The organism is Litorivivens sp., from assembly GCF_057445395.1.
On record NZ_JBVBUV010000002.1, the window covers coordinates 119,441 to 140,920 of the forward strand.

Here is a 21,480-nt window from a genome sequence, read left to right on the forward strand (position 1 = left end):
CGCTCTGCTTTCAACGGCTTATGGGCGATTGTGCAGCCACCGCGCCCAGGTTTGAGCGGTTGTATTGGCGGGCTCGGCAGCCAGCCACGTCTGCAGCAGTGCTTGCGCGTCAGCCTCCCGCCCAGCCTTGAGCAAGTAGCGCAGGAGAAGGTCGCGGCTGCGATCAGAAGCATCACCGACAGATTCGAGCCTGCGGAGTATCGCAATGGCTTTATCCAGCTCTCCCGCATTTTCAAGCGCAACGGCGTAGGTGTACGTAAAATCACTGCGCCGTGGCGCCATGTCTGCGGCCTGCGCCAATTCCCTGAGTGCCGACCCATAGTCTTTTTGCCGAATATGGTAAAGGCCCAGCTGATAAGCCGCCTCGCCCGATTGCGGATCCACGGCACGGGCACGCTCCAGCCATTCACGTTCATCGGCGTGATCGCGTCGCAGAGCCGCAATCTGCAGATAGGGATAAAGGAACTCCGAATCCAGCTCAATGGCGCGCCGGTACAGCGCAAGGGTTTCTGCATCTTTGCCCTGTGCCGCTCGGTAATTGGCGAAATTGCTTGCCATTTGTGGGCTATCCAGGTTTGCCAGCATCAGAGTTTCATACTCCTTGAAGAGCCTGCTCAGCAACTTTCGGGTTTGCGCGTCAACTTTGTCGGGCACCGCACCCGCCAACACCGGTGCCAGCTCCATCCTGACCGCACGATTGGTTTCCGACAGCATTGGCTGAAGCAGACGCCAACGCTCGGCTGGCGCGAGAGGAAATAGTTGGCGAACTGCCGCCGCCCGCACCAATGGCGAATCGTGCGCCAGCTTGCCGAGTAACACTTCGCGTTCGGATTCAGCCGCAGGTGAAAGACGTGACAGCAGACTCGCCTCTCGGATAGGCGGAAAATAGCCGCTGTCGATTCGGTGTAAATCTCCCGGCGACATCGTTTTGGTCAGCGCCCGCGCAAAGTGACGCGCCTGCATGGCAGAAGCGCCGGGCAAGCCTGGCAAACGCTGGCTCAGAAACTCGGCACCGGCTTTCGCGTGACAGGTGCGACAGGGGTCAGGGCTGCCAAGCGCTGCACTGAATTCAGGATCGGGCACCCCAAAGCGATGATCTCGCCTCGGGTCCACTCCCATATAGGTTGTAGCCGGCATATGGCAGTCGACACAATTCACCGATTCAGGCTGATGCTGATGGTGTTTACGCGCTGCAAATTCCTCTGCCTTGTGGCATTGCGTACACACACCATCACCGTCGGCACGCAAAGCCGCTGTGTGCGGCTCATGGCAATTACTGCACACAACACCCGCCGCGTGCATGCGGCTTTGCAAAAACGAGCCGAGCACAAAGACCTCGTCGCGAATCTGACCATCGGCGAAATAATGCGGCGGCGTAATCAACGTTGGCATCGCGTGGTCAAACACAGGCGACTGCGGATGCCATTTTCCAACCGACTGACGACGACTGTGACATTGCGCGCAACTGGACAGCTGCGCGCCGGTGGGAGGGGAATCGCGACGGGCAATGGGGCTGTCTTCAAGCCACTGCCACTGTCCCCGTTCACCCAGGCTGGCCGCAAAGCCAGCACCGCCTGTATTTGGCTGCCCGCTCTCCAGCCACTGCAAATGCCCCGAACTGTCGCCGTGGCAGGCTTCACAGCTGACATTAATCTCATCGAACCGGGTATTGAAAATTCTGGTCTGAGCATCGAAGTTTTTTTCAAGCCGAGTGGAATGGCATTCAGCGCAAGAAGTATTCCAGGTAAAACCCGGGTGATCCCAGTCGAGATCCGATTCCAGCGCAAACCAGCGCTGACCACCCTCTTCTTTCGGCCGTGTGTCCCAAGCTACCGGCAACGCCTGATAGCGCCCCTGTGGTAAGCGGGCCAGATACTGCTGAAGCGGGTAAACGCCGAAGGTGTAATCAACCGGGTAGATTTCTGCGCTCTCACCGATGCTAATCTGAACCTGATAGCCGGCCGCCGTTGCCACAAATCGAAAATCGCGGCCGTTGTAGCGAGTCGCGCTGCCATCAAACTGCGCAGCCACATTTTCTTTCGTTGCCGGGAGCATCGCCTTGGCATGGTGCGATTGCTGCCATTGCGCAACCTGCTCTGCATGGCAACCGGCACACTCACTCTTGGCCAATGCGGGCGCGTGGCAAAGCAGTAACTGGAGACCCAGCGCAACCAGACCACGCCAACCATACCTTAACCGACCAACCGCCACAGACCACCTCAATTACAGGGCAACCGGGCTGTCAGAAATGTCATGGTAACCGGCTGCAAATGCTGCCAACCTTAGCAAAATACTGAATCTAAAACAGCTGCGAGACATGTCATGACCGGCGCTGCCCCATTATTGTTCGAACGCTACGGCCATGTGGCACTGATCACCCTAAATCGGCCAGAGGCCCTCAATGCCTTTACCGGCGACATGGGAGAACTCTGGAGCGAACGGTACCGGGAGTGCGACCGTGACGACAGCATTCGTGCGGTAGTGGTAACCGGCAACGGCCGAGCATTTTGCGCTGGTGCAGACATGAGTGGCGGTGCCGATACCTTTGATACACACGACAGTGCCAATTTCAGTTCCAGTCCTGTATTGCCCGCTTGGAAGGTACGCAAACCAGTGATCGCCGCCATGAATGGCCACGCGATCGGGCTGGGTTTCAGCCTGGCATTACAGTGCGACTTTCGATTCGCAGCGACCGATAGCAAATACGGGTTAATCCAATCCAGACGCGGAGTCCTGGCCGACGGTTGTTCCCACTGGCTGCTGCCACGCCTGATAGGCGTTGAAGCCGCGATGGAAATGCTTGTATTGGGACGAACGCTCACCAGTGACGAGTTGGCCGAGAAAGGTCTGGCACGAGAAATTCTGCCCGCTGCACAGGTATTGCCGGCGGCCTTGAGTTTTGCCGACGAAATTGCGTCGCAAAGTTCACCACTAATCGCCGCCATGTCCAAGCGCCTGCTATGGGACGGTCTGGGCATGTCACTTGACGCGATGGATGCCAAAGAGAGTCAATGGCTGCAACACACCATGGGCAAAGCCGATGCGATTGAGGGCGGCCGTGCGTTCGCCGAACGCCGCGCGCCGCGCTGGCAATCGCAGGTTAACAGCGACTGGCCGGAAGGTTAGCCGTATTTTTTCTCGTGCCGGCGCAAGGTTTTTTCTGCTCGCGACAGCGCTTCCAGAACCTGTTTTGCAATGCTACCCGGTGTCGCGCCACCATCAAGTAACGTTGCCGAGTGAGCCGCACACAGATGTTGTGCGTCATGCCATTGCTCAGCCAGTTGCGTGGCCCAACGACGGAAATCCGCACAGGCTCCTGCGCGTTTCTCCAGGGTTTTTGCCAAGGTTAAGTGAAAACTCACCTTGGGTTTGCGTACTTTGCCGACAATACCTGGCAACGGAATGTACATCAGCGTGTCGTCTACGTGCAGCGTTCTGGACGCCTTGTGGTAGGCCAGCACCGAAGAAAAATGCAGGTTCTCATTATTGGAAATGAAATCGACACCCGCCGGTACGGAAAACTCAAAATCCGCCGCATAGGCATTGGCAAACTCCGCCGATTCGGTCAGCGCTGGTTGCCAGGGCAATTCCGGAAATTTGTCGTGATGACGCTGCGTACCGTATAGCATGGCATTCGGATACATCGCGTGCGCCGCTTCCACATGCACCGTATGGAAAGGATGCAGATTGATGATGGCTTCCAGCTTTTCACCGTGCTCGGTCAGTGCATCGACTTCAGCCTTGATCGCCCCACTCAAAGCATATGAATCCAGTAATACATAGGCACCATTGCTGCGTCGTACCAGCGACGCTTGAGTACCGATATTCAGTATACCGCCTATCTTGAAGTCACCACGGATATTCAGAAAATCGTCGGAAATCTTTATGATCTGCTCAGCCATAAGTCTTAATCAGTCAGTAAAGTCAGTTGTTTCATCCTACACTGATACAGCAATTAAGCTAGCTGGGGTTACCGGTGCTCATCTTGGCTGAGATAAACAACCGCATCCCCGCGATGGATGACCCCACCGTCTATAACCCGCGCGGTTATGCCGCCGTGACCCCGCATGGCATTATAGCCACCCGCTCCAAGTAACGTTTCCATTTTGCTGCACGGGTGCGCCAGACCACTGTATTCCAACAGGGTTTCACCTACCCGAAAGCGCTTGCCTTTCAGTGCCAGCAGATTGATACCGCCAACGCTAATATTTCGCCGTAGCAGCATTGGATCAATCGAATCTCGGTGCAGACAGGCCGCCAGCACCGCCAAATGCTCATGCTGGATCAATGTGACCTGACGGGCACTGCCGGGGCGCCCTTTAAAGCGATCTCCGACCAAGCCCCTGCCAGCGACAAGCTGCGCTGATTCAACCACAATCATTGGCTCATCACGGGCCGGCCGCGCTCCAATCCACATTACTGTGCCGACTTGCGGCAGCGTATTGAGCAACTGACCCAACGCAGTTGAAACATCCAATCAGGGATTCCTCGATTTCACACGAGCAGATTGGCCATAGTCAGCCCCCCAATCACTCGCGTGCAAATTCACCGTGGTGAAGAAAATGTAGCGCCTGCTCACCCACCGCGTCGTCTCGCATGATAAACGGGTGGGTTACCGGCATCACCATAAAATCCGACATCCCGGCGAGCTTGGCGCTTTCGATGGAGACCTTGCCATCGTCCCGCCCTTCAATCAGCGTGGATAAAATGAAATTTATGGTTCGACTGCCAGTGATAACACCCAACTCAAAGGGCGCCGGCCCCAAGGAGTTAGGTACCGACTCTGGTGAGGTTCCAAGTTGCCGCCCCGCCGGCCCATTGATCACACCGAACAGCCACCAGTCTCCCAAGACGTCCACCACTTCACTGCCCTTGTTCGGCGGCGACAGCATGACCACGCGGCCAAAGTTAATTGTGGCGTCAATTGTTGCCAGTTGACGCGCAACAATACCGCCGAGCGAATGAGTGACAAAGTGTATGGGCTTAGCAGGGTCTGGAAAACAATCCCGCAACGCCGGCAGCACATAATCACGGGCTAATGTGACAATGGGGTAGTCTCGGGATGGGTAGGACACGTTGCAGACACTAAACCCCTCGCTGCGCAGCCGTTCGGCTAACACCGCCATCGATTGTTCGGTGCGGGCAAGACCGTGTAACAGCGCCACCTGGCGCGTGTCGCCCGGTGTACTGCGCACCGCCGCGGAAGCGTTCAAGCACGACAGCAAACTCCATGAAAGCAGCAGCGCTAGTGATATTGAATTGCGCGCTGACGCGCGCTGTAACCTCACCGTCAACACTCGGTTATTACTTCAAGTCGCGCGCCTGCCTGGCGTCATCAATACCACCGGCGTTAATAACATTTACATAACCCGCCTCCTCGAGTGCCTGCTTGGCAATCCCCGCTCGCCGGCCGCTGCGGCAATAGAGGTAGATCGGCGTATCTTTATCAGGAAACAGTGTCATGACTTCCGGCACGATATCGGTGTGGGTAATCCGCGTGTCGCCGCTGATATGGCTCTCTTGATATTCTTCAACACTTCTTACATCGATCCATACAGGCCCTGCTGAGCCTTCGTCCGCCAGCGCGCCTGTCCAGAGAGTCGACGCCAACAAGACCAGGCTAAGCAATGCAAACCTGACTGACCCGAATAGCGTGTTCATAATTGACACCTGACAATGAATAACCCAGCCCAGCCTGAAGTGTAGCAAATCCTGCACCTTGCGCAGGCACCGACTCTGCTAAGAACCGGCACCAAGGTTCTAGCCCGTCATAGCAGCTTTTACAGCATCGGCGGTAATGGGCAGGTTTCTCACCCGTGCACCTACGGCGTTAAAGATTGCATTGCCGATGGACGGCGCTACAGCAATAAGCCCTGGCTCGCCAAGACCAACCGGAAACTCCGCATTGTCTACAAAACGGATATCCAGCTCTGGCACGTCGTTCATCCGCAATGGTGTATAAGTATTGAGGTTGTTGTCGGCAACCTGACCGTCCTTGATTCGAGTACCTTCGTGCAGTGCCAGACTCAGGCCCCACAGCATAGCCCCTTCGGTTTGCGCCAAGGCCCCGTCAGGATGCACAACCGTGCCGCAATCCATCACCGTAGTGAGCTTGAGTACAGTGACCTTGCCGCTAGCCGGATCGACTTTTACGTGCGCCACGCAGGCACTCCAGGTTGGCATGGTTCGTTCCTGTCCGGCGGCGACAGCTACACCTAACCCCTCGTGCTTCGGCAACTTACGGCCCCAACCCGACCGCGCTTTTGCTTCCCTTAATACATGGGCCAGACGCTTTGCACCACCCACCGCCTCTGGCGCTTTGCCGGCATTCTTGCCTTTGCCATCCAGCAGGCTCAGGCGAAACTCCACCGGGTCAACGCCTTGCGTATGGGCCACTTCATCCATAAAAGATTCCACACCCCAGCCAATCCAGCCGGGCCCTACTGCACGCAACCAGCCCGGCACAAAGGTGTCCTGCGCCAAGGGATTATTGATCGCGCGAACACGGTGATTCTTCAGGCTGTACCAGTGATCGGCACCGCTGATAGAAAACGTATCGATTTTGCCCTTGCCGTCAACCGCATCGATAAGAAAACCCGGTGCCATGGTTTTTGTCGGCCACCCCGCCGCTGCGGCGTGTTCAATACCCTGCAACTTGTTCTTGTCGTCCCAATAAGCCCAAAAGTGCTGCACCGAGGGCGAGCGGATACAATCAAAGCGGGAATCATCCTCGCGGGTAAACACGAGCTTTACCGGCTTGTTGACAGCCTTTGCGGTCAACGCTGCGGGCAACATGTAGTCCCCAGCCAGGCGCCGGCCAAAACCACCGCCCAGATAATGCTGGTGAATGATCACCTTGTCTTCACTCAGACCGACGGACTTGGCCACCACGGGCATAAAAAGCGACTGCCACTGGTTACCGGTGTACACATGACAAACACCATCACGAAATTCCACGGTGGCATTGACGGGCTCCAGCGCAAAATGCAGCGCAGAAGACGTACGGTACACCCCTTCAATCGACTTGTTGGCTTGACTGGCAGTCGATTCAATGTTGCCGTGCTCCACAAACAAGGCGCCGGCGGATTTATCTGCGGCCAGCTTTTCACCCTCGGCAATCAAATCTTCCTCAGTGACCTTCGCGGTATCGCCTTTGCGGTAGTCTACCTTTAACTTGTCCGCCGCCTTGATTGCACCGTAGTAGGTGTCGGCTAGCACCGTCACCCAGCCCTGTAATAACCCGCTGGGGTCCGTCAGTATTTCGTAGCCCAGGTAGCCCCTGACCTCTTTTGCGGCGCTATCGTTTACCGCTTTTACCTCGGAGCCATAGCGAGTAGGCGGCACCAGTGGCCGCGCGTAAACCATACCATCCAGTTCAACATCGATACCGTAGCGCGCCTCTCCGTTAGATTTAGGCGGCACATCGAGCGCGCTACCGGGTTTGGCAATAAGGCTCCGTTTTGATGCCTTTTTCGGGCTGAATTTTTCCAACTGTTCAGCAGAGTAGGTTTTATCAATCTTGCCGCGCTTGACCACTTCAGCGAAATCAATGGACTGATTGCCGCACACCACTTGACTGTTTTGCGTAGTGCACGCTGCAGGTTTAACGCCGATCAAAGCTGCTCCCGCTTCAATGAGGGCCTCCCGCCCCGCCGCACCGGCCTGCGACATTGGCATAAAGGATTGAAACACCGACCACGAGCCACCGGTTACCATGTAGCCCCATTTGGGATCGGTATCCACGTGTTTAATGCTTACTCGATTCCAGTCGGCTCCCAGCTCATCCGCTACAATCCGCGCCAGCGCGGTACCGACATGCTGTCCCATTTCGGCCCGGGTCACATTCACAAGAATGTCGCCACTTTGGTTGATCTCAAACCAGATGGTCGGGTTAAACAGCTTCTTTTCAATTTTTTCTGAGGCCAGCAAAGAGCCGTATTGAGTAAAGGCCGGAGCAAAAGCCATGACCAAGCCGGCACCGACGGAACCGACCAGAAACTGCCGGCGGCTGTGCTGAATATCTTCCCCTTTGTTTAACCGTGTCATATCAGCTCTCCTCCCTTACCGCGCGTCGCTCAGTACTCTGGGCGGGATTGAGCAGGTCGTCCATATTGAGCACAGCCTTGCGCTTGGGGTCATATACCTCCACGGTGCTGTTGCTCTGGCTGGCAACCTGTTTAATTGCTGCTTTTATACGCACGTAAGACATGCATCGGCAAAGATTGCCAGACATGTGCTGTACAATATCCTTGTCTGATGGGTTGGCTTTTCTCGCCAGCAGAGCCGCCGCCTGCATAATCTGCCCCGATTGACAGTAGCCACACTGCGGCACCTGTTGCTCGACCCACGCCTGCTGCAGGGGATGCCGGCTCTCCAAGCCTTCGATTGTGCGCACCTCACCGCCACTGACCGCGCTTAGTGGCATGGAGCAGGAACGCACCGGGTTGCCATTCAAGTGCACGGTGCAGGCGCCACACATGGCAATGCCACAACCAAATTTGGTGCCCTTGAGGTTGAACTCGTCGCGAATTACCCACAGCAACGGTGTATCGGGTGGCGCATCGGTCGACATTTCTTTGCCATTAAGCGTGAAGGTCGTCATTTGTCATCTCCCCTACAAGATTGATCGGAGGTTTGCTCACTTACTTTTTATTGCTCAACAGTGTAGCAACTGCCCGGCAGATTGCCTGCGGACTATAGAATTCGCCAGCGCACGTGATCACAGCAAAGACCGCAAAGCCATTGTACGAATAAGGGCATCGAACCGATGCTATTTAGCCGCGATTAACGGGGTAATATTGACAAACTTTTTTCGGCTTTAGCGGCCCCGCCGCCCAGAGCAAGACTGAAAGACTGAATAACAGCAAGACCGCCCCCCAGTGCTCACACCTCTCCGTCGCCCCCAAAATTCACAAGATGCAAACTTAACAAACGCGCTTGAAATTTGTTACTTCTAGCGGTTTTTCAGACAGGAGGGGGCTAAGTGATGAGTAATGTCATTCGCACAATCGTCAATGATTACAGCTGGATACATCTGTCATTGGGGTTACTGGGAAATATTACATTCTTCGTGGGCAGCATACTGTTTCTTCCCCAATTTGAACCCTACAAAACCTTCGCGGTCTGGCTGTTTATCAGCGGATCATTTCTGATGCTGATTGGCTCTACGGGAAGGTTGCTGGTAGACCTTTGGGAGCCAGAGGGTATCTAGCTCGTCAACTGCCATGGTTTGTGTCAACAGAGTGAAAGACTCGGAAGGCTTATCCAGACCGGTTAAATCTGGCCTCAGAAAAAAGATCGATTGACCGCAGCGGAATTGAGCCTGGCCGTATTCGTCATTCTTGCTAAGTGATTCTGGGCCTATACTGGGCTCAAAACTCAAGGGACAACACCATGGAATACCAGGACAAAATCACCGCTGTGCAACGTTACGTAGAAGCATTTGCAACGGGCGATCTGAGCATTATCAGAGAATTGTATGCCACCGATGCAACTGTCGAAGACCCTGTTGGCAGCGACATACATCGCGGCATAGAGGCGATAGTCAAATTCTATGAGCCCAGTCTGGGCAGCGGTATAAAACTTACCTTATCTGGCGAACCCCGCTGCGCGGGCGACGAAGTGGCCTTCCCCTTTCAGGTAAGCGCGCCGGGTATGACCATCGATGTGATTGATGTGTTCAAGTTCGATGCGCAGGGCAAAGTGATCTCGATGCGGGCTTTCTGGGGGCCTGAGAACATGAAATCCTGACAACAACGAGCTAGTCTCTTATCGGGCGGCGTATTATCACACGCCGCCACATTAGCCCACTCAGTCGCATTCCAGCATCATCATTCGGGTCACCTCGTTTATCTGCACAATCCAAGGCGCTTCTTTCAGCAACAGATCATCGTGCCACTGGGTTTTCTATTTACAACATCGATCAATGAAAACCCGATAATAACGACACAATGTTTTGCGCCTGAGAATTAAGCTTGCGGCCCGGTTCAAAACAGTCGCCGCCGCTTTCTTAAAAGAGATTACCAATCGACGTGGCACCTCAACAAACAGACACAAGTAACTGAAAAAATAGGTATTTTAATCGCCTACCGGGAATTACCGCCTCCAAACCACAACCTTGCAATGAACATACTTGCTACCTTGCAAGGTGATTTCTCGCCGAAGTCAGGTTCCTGAACTAGACTTTATTAAAAATGAGAGTGCAGAAGCATTTTTGCGAGAAAAACCAGTTTCATGGAGCGAAATGCCTAATTATCACAAACCCAAGGCGCTGACTGCACTAGGCTCTGCATGCCTTTTGGGTACCTTTGGGTTATTCCCATCCATTGCATTCGCCGAACACGACCTTCGCAAGCTCGCTGAGCTTTCCCTTGAGCAGCTACTTGAAGTCAATGTGAGCTTGTCGGCGCGTAAAGGCGAAACCCTCAAAGAATCGCCCGCAGCCGTCTATGTACTGACCAACGAAACCATTCGCCGTTCGGGCGCCACTACCATACCAGAGCTTCTTAGGCTGGTACCCGGCGTTGAAGTCACTCGCTTTGGGACAGGCAAATGGGGCATTGGTATTCGCGGCTTTAACGGCGGACTGTTTACCAATCGCCTGCTGATTTTAATCGATGGTCGAAGCGTGTTTTCCCCCGCTAAAGTGGGCATGTTTTGGGACACTGTGGATACCCTGATTCCGGACATTGATCGCATCGAAGTTGTACGAGGCCCCGGCACGGCATTCTGGGGAGGCAATGCGTTTAACGGCGTCATTAACATTGTTACAAGCCACAGCAGGGACACCACCGGCACACTCGCCGAAGCGTCTGCCGGCAATGAAGAAAAGTGGAGTACCAACCTTCGCTACGGTACAGAGTTAGCAGACAATCAATACGGCCGCGTTTACCTTAAATCATTCGAACGCGACGATGCGATCAGACCCGACGGCTCAAAAAATTTCGACCACTGGACCGGCTCACAGGCTGGCATCCGTTGGGATGCTGGAACACAGCAGAACGGCACAACAAGTGTTCAGATTAACCTTTACGAAGGAAAGCAGAACGAAGAACTGCAACTGCCAGATTCTTCCTCCCCCTCTCTGACCAGTCGAGTCCGAAAAGAATTAAGCTACTCGGGGGTCAACTTTCTGAGTCAATGGGAGAGGAAGATAAACGCCCAATCTGATATCGCCATTCGATTGGCTGCAGATAGAAGCGAGCGAGAAGATCTGTTTTTCGATTTCACCATCGACAGCTACGAGCTGGACTTCCAACACGACTTTCGACCAACCGCAAGCCAGCGTCTACTCTGGGGGGCGAGCTACCGCTACACCAACGACGAATTCCGGCAACAGTACATTCGTTTTGTCCCAAACGAACGCTCCTATGACGTACGCAGCGGATTTATTCAGTATGAATATCAAGCTACAGAAACACTCAGATTACTGAGCGGTGCAAAGATCGAAAAAAACGATTTCACCGGCAAAGAATTGCAACCCAATATTCGCGCCCTCTGGTCACCGAGCAATACCAGCAGCCTGTGGTTTGCGATTTCCAAAGCACAACGCACTCCGAGCCGTACCGAGCACGACGCAATTATCGGCTTTGACCTGCTCAGCCCTAATGTTCAGCTAGAAATACGTGGCGACGAATCTTTCGAGTCGGAAGAATTGGTTAGCAATGAACTGGGGTGGCGACAGTATTTCAATGATTACCTCACCATAGACCTCGCACTCTTTTACAACGAGTATCAGGGGCTGAGAACACTGGAACCCGGCACACCGGAACCGTCAGCTAACCCGCCACCTCCCTTTACCGTGCCGCTCTTGGCCAGCAACGGTGCCGATGCACGCAGCTGGGGTGGCGAACTGTTGATATCGACCATCTGGTCACCCACATGGCGTAGCGAGCTCAGCTATTCCCATCTACAGATTCATATCGATCCACAGCAAAGCGCTGACCCGAGCGTGCGCAACGCCGAAGGCGAAAGCCCCCTGCATCGAGCCACCCTTCGTTCTCTCTGGGATTTGCCACATCACATAGAAATATCCGCCGCCTTGCGATACGCCGATCGGGTGGAGCGTTTGGATATTGATGACTATACCGAGCTTGATCTTGTACTAAGCAAGCAGTTCAGCCATCAAACGACCGTTTCGCTGGTAGGGCAAAACCTTCTGGACAAATCACATGAGGAGTACGTTGACCGAGTGGTTGGTACGCCGCGAGTGGAAAACGAGCGTAGCGTCTACCTCAAAGTATCAATCAAATTCTAAAATCGCTGACCAAGCGATCAGCTGATTTGCAAACACAGATCAGCCTCAATCAGCTCAGTAATATCAAGGCGTATTGCATTGACCAAGCTTACTGCTTAATAAACTCCCTAAGCTGCACTCTCAAACCGTTACGCTGACTCAGAATATTGCGATAGCCCACCGCGAGCCCGGCCCGTTCGCCCCAATCGCTGATCACATCCTCGTCAAAGCCCAGCCAGACATCGCCGCAATTTTCACGCGCTGAGCGCTGGTTATGACTACACAGATCGCAGAGAAAGAAACGGCCGCCAGGGCGCAGCAGTTCAGCCACTTCCCGAATTTGCATGGCAGGTGCGGACACATGATGCAGAACCATATTCATTACAACGACATCAAATTGCCGATCACGCAACCAGGCATTCTTGGTGTCGCCTACCAACACCTCCACATTGTCTACGTTCATTTTTTCAACAAAGACACTTGCCCTCTCAACCATCGCCGGCGACAAATCCAGGGCATATACGCTATCGAATCGCGATGAAAGTTCAGCCAGAAAGGCCCCCTCACCACAACCAACCTCCAATACGGAACCACCGCGTTCGTCGAGACAGAATTCCAGCATGTCCGCAGCCCCTTTTCCGTAGACAGAATACGGTGAAATCTGGCCATGTATTTCCCGAAACTCATCGGTGTTGATTTCAAACAGCTCTTCGCCATTTTTGGTACGTGCGCGCAATACATCGTCGATACGCTGCTCTAATTCAGCATCGAGTGCCAGGTGATCCATCGTGTCGAGAATCGCTTCCTGCAGTTTAGACAAGCCGTCCATCAGCGGATCGTTGGCGCGCTGGTAATAGATCCAATTGGCCTCTCTGCGCGCAGTAACCAGCCCTGCCCCGGCTAACGCCTTGAGGTGGTGACTCATGCCAGACTGCTTGCAGTCGAGAATCTGACTAAGTTCGAGTACCCCAAACGACTCAAACTCCAACACTTTGAGAATATGCATACGCAGCGGGTCAGCACTCGCTTTGAGCAGCGCCAAAATCGGCGGTGAGGGGATTTGCTGCGAATGCTCCCTGGCGCCACCTCGTGAGGCGTTGGAACTGCCCGCAGCTTCCTGCACTACGCGACTGGGCAAGTCAGTAACCCTAGCGCCGTCCTTGATAGTCATAACCGCAACCTCCGTAAACAGCGTCGCGCGTGGGAAATAAAGAAAGAAAACAAGGCATTGGAGAAATTCATAGCCACCAATATAAACGGAAAAGCCAAGGAAGCCTAAGCCCGATTAAAAACATTTGTATATTCATATTTATTGATATACAGTTTTTAGGAAATGTCGTACACAGTTGATAAGCAATAATAATCAATAATAGATTGTGGCTGATTCACTATGAAAAAGAAAACCACCTGCCTGGCCATTGTTACCTCAGTTATGGCTGTTGCCGGCTCCACCGCGTCGCTAGCCAAAGAGGCTTCAGGTCTGAAAGGTACGCCGCCGATGGAAGAGATATTGGTGACTGCCCGTAAGCGACTGGAAAGCCTACAGGATATTCCGGTAGCCGTAACTGCCTTTGACGATGCCACACTGCAACGCCGGGATTTACGCTCTCTGGATGAGCTGGCCGGCGATACCGCAGGCTTGGTGTTCGAAAACTACAGTACATCCGGGTTATCTGCAGCCCCTGTAATCCGCGGCATGTCGCTGACATTTGCCACTGCGCGCGAACAGAATACCTCGGTATTTCTCGATGGCATTTATCTGCAACGTCAAAGCATGATTAATCCGGGCCTGAATGAAATGGAGCGAGTGGAGGTGGTCAAGGGCCCCCAAAGCGCGCTTTATGGGCGCAACGCCTTCGCCGGCGCGATCAATTATGTCACAAAAAAACCCGCGCACGAGTTCTCAGGTGCCATGTCCTACACCTTTGGCTCAGGTGAGCGCGAGGATTACAGCGCCAGTGTCAGCGGCCCTATTTTCAGTGAACGGTTCCTGGGGCGCATCGCCTACAGCACCAGCACTTTTGACGGACATACTGAAAACAAACATCCATACGCCAACTTAAAGCCCAGCGGCGATCACACGGATGGCGCATTGGGAGGCTGGGACGATGTGGTGTACTCGGTGGCACTCACTATCACCCCAACAGACCAGCTCAGCATTAACCTCTCCCACTTCAAGAATGAATCAAAAGCCGAACCTCAGCCTTTCTACAACCTTGACGGGGCCAGACAGGTTGATAGTTCTAACCCCGAAAACACTTTAAATTGCCTAAATACCACCACCAACACGCGAACCGGCCCCTTCGTAACACCAACCAGTGGATTTCACGCCTACTGCGGTGAGTTTGATTACAAACCACCCTACCGGAATGACCTTGCGGCCCAAGGATTCAATCGAGACATCCTTGTGGACCCACGAAGCTTTGCTGTGAAAGCCGACACTGAACTCTGGATTGCGCGGCTCGACTGGGATGCTACCGACGCCCTGCAATTAAGTTACCTCTACGGCTACGCCGATCACAAAGGTGGCGGCGCAGGCGTTCAGGCCGACTATAAAAGTACGCAAGGCGACAATATCTTCCCATTGAATACACCAACTACTGTATTTAACTCCAATCCGGAAGAAATACTGGAGGCCAGCTCCCATGAATTACAACTCAACTGGGACAGTGGCGGCGCGCTGCAGCTCCGCGGCGGCCTGTATTACTCTGCCGTAGAGGATTCAAGCTGGAACACTTTCTGGTTTATAGCCCCCTGCAACAGCGAAGCGAACTGTAAAGACGGTGTAACCACCAGCGACCCGGTATTGCTAAACCTGCTTCCACCGGGCAACGGTCACGGCAAAAAGAGTCACCTCAAACACTACAAAGATGATATCTACGCTCTGTTTACCGAGGTTAGCTACGACTTTACTGACCGACTGACCATGACACTAGAGGCGCGCTACACTCTGGAAGAAAAGAGTTTCCATCAGGAAACCTCGAGTTTTGGTGCTCCAGAAGCACTGCGAGATGAAGAAAACTTTTCTTACTTTACACCGCGCTTCACAGTGCAGTACAGCATCTGGAATAAAGGTCTGATCTACGGTAGCGCCGGCAAAGGTGTAAAAACCGGTGGTTTTAACACGATTGATCCGGATATCAATCCAGATCAATCCACCTATGACGAAGAAGAAAACTGGGCCTTTGAGCTCGGCAGCAAGAACACACTGTTAGAGGGAAGTCTGCAACTCAATATCGCCGCGTTTTATATCGATTGGAGTGATCAACAGGGTACTGAATCAGCCAACGACCCCGACCCATTCGCCAGCGACGTACTGGGCAATATCGGTGACGCAGAGGTTTACGGCGTGGAGCTGGAAAGCGTGTACTACTTTACCCACGAGTGGTTTGTCGACGCCGGCTACACGTACAACAACCCAACCTTTACCAACGCTGCATACTCACCGGCCGTAAACGATACCAATTCCGCGTACGGTTGTGACAATCAAACCTGTCCGGCAGACGGCGACGTCAGTGGCAACATGCTGCAACGGGCATCTAAACAACAGGCTTCTTTGGGGATCAACTACCGCGGCGACATTGCAGGCTGGTCTCTGGATGCCCGTTTGGCCGCCAACTACCGTTCCAAAATGTATGCGACACCATTAAACCTCGGACACAACGGCGATCGAACAGTTGCCAATTTGTCGGTCAGCTTGTCGAGAAATAGTTGGGACCTGACCTTGTGGGGAAAAAATATCTTTGACACTCAATACGTGGCTAACACTTTCGTATTGCCCTCCTTCAGTGGATACATTGTTGGACTGGGACCTCGAGATACATGGGGACTGAGCGCCCGCTATCAATTCTAATTAATAACAAGCGACACCGGATTGCATCGCAGAGGATATAGAAATGAGCAAAGCCTATAACGAAATGTCCTACGTTGAAGTAGCGGCCATTTACAATGACATAAACTTCATTCCCCTGGACGCTGCTGCTGACCTTGGTAAATCGGTTGCCGATATTGCTGGACCCAATGCACGAATGCTCGACTTTGGTGGTGGTGCTGGTCGAATTTCGGTGCCGATTGCAGCCAATACCAGAATGGTCACTATGGACATAGAGCATCATATGCTGAAAGCGGCGAAAGACCTGGCCGACGATCGCAACACCCCCATGAAACTGGCAACCGGTACCGTGTTGCAAACACCTTTTGCCAACAATACTTTCGACGCCATCATTACCACCAATGTTCTGCATCAGATCGAACAGTGGCGTGATGCTCTGCTGGAAGCCCGACGTATCCTCAAACCAGAAGGCGTATTCCTGATAGGTCGCGATGTATTAGACGAAGAAAGCTGCGCGGGTCGCATGCGTAGTCAGTCACGTTTGATCACCGGCGAAATTGCACCCGACATGCGCCCCACCGATGCCGCCGGTCCGGCCCTTTTTCAGTTTCTTCAGGAGCAAGGCTGGCAGATGCAGCGTCCGATCAAAGCCTGCGAGTGGGTTGAACGGGTTTCTCCTGCGACAATTCTGCAGCGCATGTCAGAAGGCACTCACAACGAGACGTGGAGCCTGAGCAGCGGTCAGATAGAAGCACTGATGAAGCGTCTAACCCCGTGGGCTAAGGCCGAGTTCGACGACTTGGATCGGGTAGAAGACGTTAAATGGGAATTTATGCTCTACCCAATTCGCGGTATGGGAGCGTAGCACCATGAGCTCGCCGACCGGAGCACTACTGGTAATCCGAGCCTTTCAGCTCACGCTTCCACGTGCGGCAGCGGGCTGGTTGTTCGCACTACTGACTAGCAATTTCAATCGCATCGCGATCTACGAGCTAGGTATCACGGCAGCATTGGTCACCACCCTGCTCGGGCTCTACCACTTCCTGTCGCCGTTCGAGGTTGTCTACGGGCGACTGGCCGATCGAATTCCTATTTTAGGGCGTCACCGCAGCCCCTATGTATTTCTGGGCATGCTGCTGTCAGCTTGCGCTGTGGCGGCTCTTCCCGCCATCGTCTTGCCTATGTCACAAGACCCTCACAGTATCTTTGGCATCGCGTTCCCCTACGCAAGTTATACTGCCGGATTTCTGGTATTAACCCTCTTTGGCATCGGCTTTTCCATGGCTGGATCCAACCATCTGGCGCTGGTGGCGGAGGTGATGCCCGAGCACACACGCGGGTTGGTCACGGCATTGATCTGGACCATGATGATTCTCGGAATGATCCTGTCACTGGTTTTTATCCGCAGCTATATGCCAGACTATGACCACGCCAAGATGCAATCGCTGTATATATTGTCGATTCCGGTCGTAGGTGGCCTTGTTTTCCTCGGCATTCTGGGCGTTGAGCCACACTCAAAGCATCGTCGCGCAGTTCGTAAAAGCCATACTGAAAAACCCCACGCAAGCCTTCGTGAATTTGCTGTCGCCTGTTCAAAAGATTCAGCCGTACGAAATTTCTTCTGCTACATCTTTCTGTTCATGTTCGGCTATAGCCTGCAAAACAACATCATTGAGGTATTCGGCGCGCAGGTGCTAGGCATGACAGTAGGTGAAACCGGCCGTTTTCAGCAAATCTGGGGATCGGGCGCCATAGCGGGAATGTTTGCCATGGGCGCAATGGTTTTTCGCGGCGGCATGAACAAGCGCACAGCAATTACTATTGGCATCTCTGGAATCGGCGCCGCGCTATTCCTACTCGCTTACGGTTCGTTACAAGCAGACTCTGACCTAGTCAATGTATCTCTCATCCTGATGGGGTTCTCCAACGGCCTGGCACTGGTCGGTACGCTGACCAGCATGATGGAGTTTTCAACCGACGCCGAGCGCGGCGCCTATATTGGCATTTGGGGTATGAGCATAGCTTTCGCCAGCGGCTTCTCCAGCATTGCCAGTGGTCAATTAGTCACCGCGCTCATTGAAAGTGGGCTGATGTATCCGTCAAACGGATTTGCTGCCATCTTCGCACTAGAAGCCCTAATAACGCTTAGCAGCCTCTGGTTCCTGCTTCGCGTTAAACATCGCTGCTTCGATGCCGTACCCACAGCTACGGCATCAGGAGCTGTATAAAGGAGGCCAATCATGACTGTTAGTGAAAATCGAGCGAAGCTGCAATTCACCCTGCAAAAGATTGCCATTGCTTGGAGCTTCTGCCTTGTAGTGACCAGCTTTAACCGCGTTGCCGTCAGTGATCTGGGTTTACCCGCGGCAGCCATTGCCCTCCTTATCGGTGTATACACACTGTTTGGCCCGATCCAGCCAATCATTGGTCGCATGTGTGAACGCTGGCCAATATTCGGCTACCGCCGCACACCGTACATGATTATTGGCACCCTGCTCGGCAGCCTCGCATTTCCCTTTATGCCTGGTGTACTTCTGGAAATGCAGGCTGGCAATCCCCTGGCCTGGGTACAGTGCCTGCTGCTGTTCTGCGCCTTCGGCATATGTATTGCCACACAGGCCAACGTGTTTCTGGATTTGTTGAATGACGTGACAACAACTGAAACCCGGTCTCGCGTTGTAACGCTTACGTGGACAGTACAGGCTTTGTCGATGGCGTTCTGGGCCTGGATTTTCGCGCTTTTGATGCCCGTATACAGCCACGATGCCATGCAGGCAATGTACAGCCTGTCTCCGCTTATTATGGTCGGCATTACCATCCTGGGTTTGTGGGGGCTTGAAACGCGACTAACCGCACAGCAATTAGCTGATATCAAAAACAACCCACCAAAACAGGTCAAAATGCTAGAACCCATAAAAGAATCACTGGCTGTGATTAGCTACAACCGCCAGGCCATGCTGTTCTTTGTATTCATCATTTTCAGCCTACTTTCCGTTTTTCTCCAGGACATGCTGCAGGAAATCTGGGCTGGCGACCTATTCGGTATGGCCGCCGGCGAAGCAACCATATTCCAGCGACTCTACAACGGGCTGCAAACAGTGGGCATGGCGGCCTGCGGCATCTTTGTCGGCGTAACTGCAAAGAGGCGTCTGGCAGCCAGCACAGATCCCGACAATGAAAAAACGCTCCCCTTCAATCTAGGAAAAAAACTTCTACTACTTGGCGCCGTACTCTCCATTGTTGGGTTCTTGCTGCTCGGCTGGGCTGCCTACGCTCAAAACCTGACACTGTTCTACGCTTTCTATTGCCTGAGTGCTTTCTCTCTCGGACTGTATGTGTTCCCGTCCATCAGCTTTATGGCTGACATGACTGTACCGGGCCAAGAGAGCAAATATCTGGGCCTGTGGAGCCTCGGACAAGTTATCGGGCTTTTTTTAAGTTTCACAGTAAGTGGCGCGCTCTACTCCACCTTTGTAGAGAGTGACGCTCTAGCGGCCAACCAGGCTTTCGCCCTGATATTCCTGCTGCAGGCAGCAATGATTGTGTTGTGCTACGCAGTGGTGCGTGGCGTAACAATCGAAGGCCTGCAAGCCGGCGCCCGCGATGGCGAATCTCCCCAAAACATCCAGCCAACAACACAAAAAGAGATGACATCATGATCGATAGCGAATACCTCGAACTCCTGCGCTGCCCACACTGTGCGCCGCAAGAAGCAGGCGCCCTTGTAGAAATACGCAAGGATTGGCTAAGCTGCAGCGACTGCAAGCGGAACTACCCAATCGTGCAATGTATCCCAGTGATGTTGCCGCAAGAAGGTGACCGCTGGCGCAATACCCAAGCTGCCGACCTGCCAGTTATTGAAAGTCACAATCGTTTTGTCAGTGTGGTTAAGTAAGCCCCGTAATCGACAAGGAGATAAACATGTGGAGTGATGAATTATTTTCAACTCAGCTCGTCGGCAGTTATGTAAAGCCGGCCTGGCTAGCAGATCACAGCAAGGTATACGCGAAAGAAGGAACCTGGTGGAAGATTCCGCAAGCGGACCGCACCATGGCAATTGACGATGCAGTACGGCTGGCCATCTATGATCAAAACCGCGCCGGTATGAGTTTCGCCACTGACGGCGAAGTTAGGCGACAGACCTTCAGCGGGCACTTTTACTCACTAGGTGGGCTAGACCAGGAAAATCCCGCCGAATTTACCAACTTCCACAACGACATCACCGAACATCTAAAGATGAAACAGCAGGCGACCAACGTCGGTGCAGATCTGAATAAAGACAGCACTGCGAAAGCATCGCCGAAAGTCCTGTTTCCTGCCGTGCGAGAAAAGATCTCCTGGCCCGGCCCGATGGTTGTGAGTGATGTGGCTTTCCTCAAGCAATATGCTGATCGACGTACAAAAATCACTGTTATCGGGCCAGTCACTCTGTCTTACCGTGTTGTGGACACTGGCGTGTATGCCAACCAAGCCGAATTGTGCTTCGCCATTGCCGATGCCCTGAATCAGGAAATGCGCGCACTGGCCGATGCCGGAATCGATTTGATCCAGATCGATGAGCCAGAAGTGCACTTTCGCTTTAGCCAATGCCAAGATTTTGCCGTAGAAGCAATTAATCGCATGGTACGTGGCGTGAACTGCATGAGCTCCGTGCACGTGTGCTATGGCTATTCCAAGAATATCGCACTGAAGGAGCCCAGCCCGATTTATCCGAAGGCAGTCGGCCTGATCGCCCAATCAGATGTTACCGCCCTTCACACCGAGTATGCCCAACCGGGCCATACACCGGATTTTCTGGAATCTGTGCGCGACAAACCCGTTGCAATTGGGGTTCTCAACCTTGACCCAGATGGCGAGGTAGAAACGCCAGAGAAAATCTGCGCAATGGTTAAAGGAGCACTCGAAGTGGTTCCGAAAGAGCGTATTAGCCTGGCACCAGACTGCGGCATGTGGTTCCTGCCACGCGAATTTGCTTTCAACAAGCTAAAATCAATGTGTCAGGCAGCGGAAATGCTCCGTAAAGAATACACCTAAGCCGCACCATAGACCTAAACGCCATTCTTCGAGCGGCCATTTTAGTGTGGCGCACTGAATCTCCCTTGCCAGGTTCTCCGCGCCAACACAGGCCCAACCAAGCGAACGATGGGCCACACAAAAAATTCAGCGTTTTCTCGCCTATTTGCCAACGTACCGTATTCCCAGAGAAATTGGTGCAGCTGCGCTTAAGGTATGTTGGTTCGCGCTACCGCCCGCTATTCCAATGTCAAAAACAAACTACAATTTCTCAATAAGCCAAGAAAACCGCTACCAGCAGGTTAATTCATGTGTTTTAATGCTTGATAATACACCAGCCGCTCTAGCGGACATCCAGTCATCACGCAACGAGGCTTTGTCGCCATGTTAATGCCAACCG

At 53.4% G+C, this 21,480-nt stretch carries 18 protein-coding genes; 10 read left to right on the forward strand and 8 right to left on the reverse strand.

Annotated elements, in window-relative coordinates; translation table 11 throughout:
- Nucleotides 1-18: 18 nt before the first annotated feature.
- Entirely contained in the window at nucleotides 19-2,211 is a 2,193-nt protein-coding gene (locus AC222A_RS01385) for a tetratricopeptide repeat protein (protein ID WP_486774565.1), read from the reverse strand.
- 111 nt (nucleotides 2,212-2,322) lie between these two features.
- Between AC222A_RS01385 and AC222A_RS01390 the strand changes: the two genes are divergently transcribed.
- Nucleotides 2,323-3,126 carry an enoyl-CoA hydratase/isomerase family protein gene (locus AC222A_RS01390; protein WP_372749340.1) on the forward strand — a complete coding sequence of 268 codons (804 nt, stop codon included), beginning with the start codon at nucleotides 2,323-2,325 and terminating at the stop codon, nucleotides 3,124-3,126.
- On the opposite strand, the gene AC222A_RS01395 is transcribed toward AC222A_RS01390, so the two are convergent.
- From AC222A_RS01395 to AC222A_RS01420, 6 genes are all read right to left on the reverse strand, one after another.
- Nucleotides 3,123-3,902 (reverse strand): hypothetical protein, encoded by a 780-nt coding sequence (locus AC222A_RS01395; RefSeq protein WP_486774566.1) that lies wholly within the window; start codon nucleotides 3,900-3,902, stop codon nucleotides 3,123-3,125. The two genes, AC222A_RS01390 and AC222A_RS01395, sit on opposite strands and share 4 nt — an antisense overlap.
- A 68-nt stretch (nucleotides 3,903-3,970) precedes the next feature.
- Nucleotides 3,971-4,417 (reverse strand): MOSC domain-containing protein, encoded by a 447-nt coding sequence (locus AC222A_RS01400; RefSeq protein ID WP_372810587.1) that lies wholly within the window; start codon nucleotides 4,415-4,417, stop codon nucleotides 3,971-3,973.
- A 112-nt stretch (nucleotides 4,418-4,529) separates the two neighbouring features.
- Nucleotides 4,530-5,213, reverse strand: coding sequence for an esterase/lipase family protein (locus tag AC222A_RS01405; RefSeq protein ID WP_372749343.1), 684 nt, complete (start codon nucleotides 5,211-5,213; stop codon nucleotides 4,530-4,532).
- Nucleotides 5,214-5,304: 91 nt separating this feature from the next.
- Entirely contained in the window at nucleotides 5,305-5,661 is a 357-nt protein-coding gene (locus AC222A_RS01410; RefSeq protein ID WP_372810581.1) for a rhodanese-like domain-containing protein, read from the reverse strand.
- Nucleotides 5,662-5,760: 99 nt separating this feature from the next.
- Nucleotides 5,761-8,046, reverse strand: a complete 2,286-nt coding sequence (locus tag AC222A_RS01415) for a xanthine dehydrogenase family protein molybdopterin-binding subunit (protein WP_486774567.1) — start codon at nucleotides 8,044-8,046, stop codon at nucleotides 5,761-5,763.
- 1 nt (nucleotide 8,047) lies between these two features.
- Entirely contained in the window at nucleotides 8,048-8,602 is a 555-nt protein-coding gene (locus AC222A_RS01420; protein WP_372750451.1) for a (2Fe-2S)-binding protein, read from the reverse strand.
- A gap of 384 nt (nucleotides 8,603-8,986) precedes the next feature.
- Here AC222A_RS01420 and AC222A_RS01425 point away from each other — a divergent pair, with 384 nt between their 5' ends.
- The 3 genes from AC222A_RS01425 (at nucleotide 8,987) to AC222A_RS01435 (ending at nucleotide 12,256) form a co-directional block, all read left to right on the forward strand.
- The gene (locus AC222A_RS01425; protein ID WP_372750450.1) at nucleotides 8,987-9,211 is read left to right on the forward strand and encodes a YrhK family protein; all 225 of its coding nucleotides are present in this window, start codon (nucleotides 8,987-8,989) and stop codon (nucleotides 9,209-9,211) included.
- 182 nt (nucleotides 9,212-9,393) lie between these two features.
- Entirely contained in the window at nucleotides 9,394-9,750 is a 357-nt protein-coding gene (locus AC222A_RS01430; protein WP_372750449.1) for a nuclear transport factor 2 family protein, read from the forward strand.
- 493 nt (nucleotides 9,751-10,243) lie between these two features.
- Nucleotides 10,244-12,256, forward strand: coding sequence for a TonB-dependent receptor plug domain-containing protein (locus tag AC222A_RS01435; protein WP_486774568.1), 2,013 nt, complete (start codon nucleotides 10,244-10,246; stop codon nucleotides 12,254-12,256).
- Between the two features lie 88 nt (nucleotides 12,257-12,344).
- Here AC222A_RS01435 and AC222A_RS01440 read toward each other — a convergent pair whose 3' ends face one another.
- Nucleotides 12,345-13,406, reverse strand: a complete 1,062-nt coding sequence (locus AC222A_RS01440) for an ArsR/SmtB family transcription factor (protein ID WP_486774569.1) — start codon at nucleotides 13,404-13,406, stop codon at nucleotides 12,345-12,347.
- A gap of 219 nt (nucleotides 13,407-13,625) precedes the next feature.
- Between AC222A_RS01440 and AC222A_RS01445 the strand changes: the two genes are divergently transcribed.
- Genes AC222A_RS01445 through AC222A_RS01470 form a run of 6 tightly spaced genes read left to right on the forward strand, consistent with a single transcriptional unit; the run spans nucleotide 13,626 to nucleotide 21,101 of the window.
- Nucleotides 13,626-16,088, forward strand: a complete 2,463-nt coding sequence (locus AC222A_RS01445) for a TonB-dependent receptor (protein WP_486774570.1) — start codon at nucleotides 13,626-13,628, stop codon at nucleotides 16,086-16,088.
- A 43-nt stretch (nucleotides 16,089-16,131) separates the two neighbouring features.
- The gene (locus AC222A_RS01450) at nucleotides 16,132-16,932 is read left to right on the forward strand and encodes a class I SAM-dependent methyltransferase (protein ID WP_372799155.1); all 801 of its coding nucleotides are present in this window, start codon (nucleotides 16,132-16,134) and stop codon (nucleotides 16,930-16,932) included.
- 4 nt (nucleotides 16,933-16,936) lie between these two features.
- On the forward strand, nucleotides 16,937-18,295 hold the full coding sequence (locus AC222A_RS01455; protein WP_486774571.1) for a BCD family MFS transporter: 1,359 nt from the start codon (nucleotides 16,937-16,939) through the stop codon (nucleotides 18,293-18,295).
- 12 nt (nucleotides 18,296-18,307) lie between these two features.
- Nucleotides 18,308-19,726, forward strand: a complete 1,419-nt coding sequence (locus AC222A_RS01460) for a BCD family MFS transporter (RefSeq protein WP_372799159.1) — start codon at nucleotides 18,308-18,310, stop codon at nucleotides 19,724-19,726.
- Nucleotides 19,723-19,962 carry a Trm112 family protein gene (locus AC222A_RS01465; RefSeq protein ID WP_372799161.1) on the forward strand — a complete coding sequence of 80 codons (240 nt, stop codon included), beginning with the start codon at nucleotides 19,723-19,725 and terminating at the stop codon, nucleotides 19,960-19,962. The genes AC222A_RS01460 and AC222A_RS01465 overlap by 4 nt, the downstream gene beginning before the upstream one ends.
- 26 nt (nucleotides 19,963-19,988) lie before the next feature.
- A complete protein-coding gene (locus AC222A_RS01470) occupies nucleotides 19,989-21,101 on the forward strand; it encodes a hypothetical protein (RefSeq protein WP_486774572.1) in 1,113 nt (370 codons plus the stop codon).
- Nucleotides 21,102-21,480: the final 379 nt, after the last annotated feature.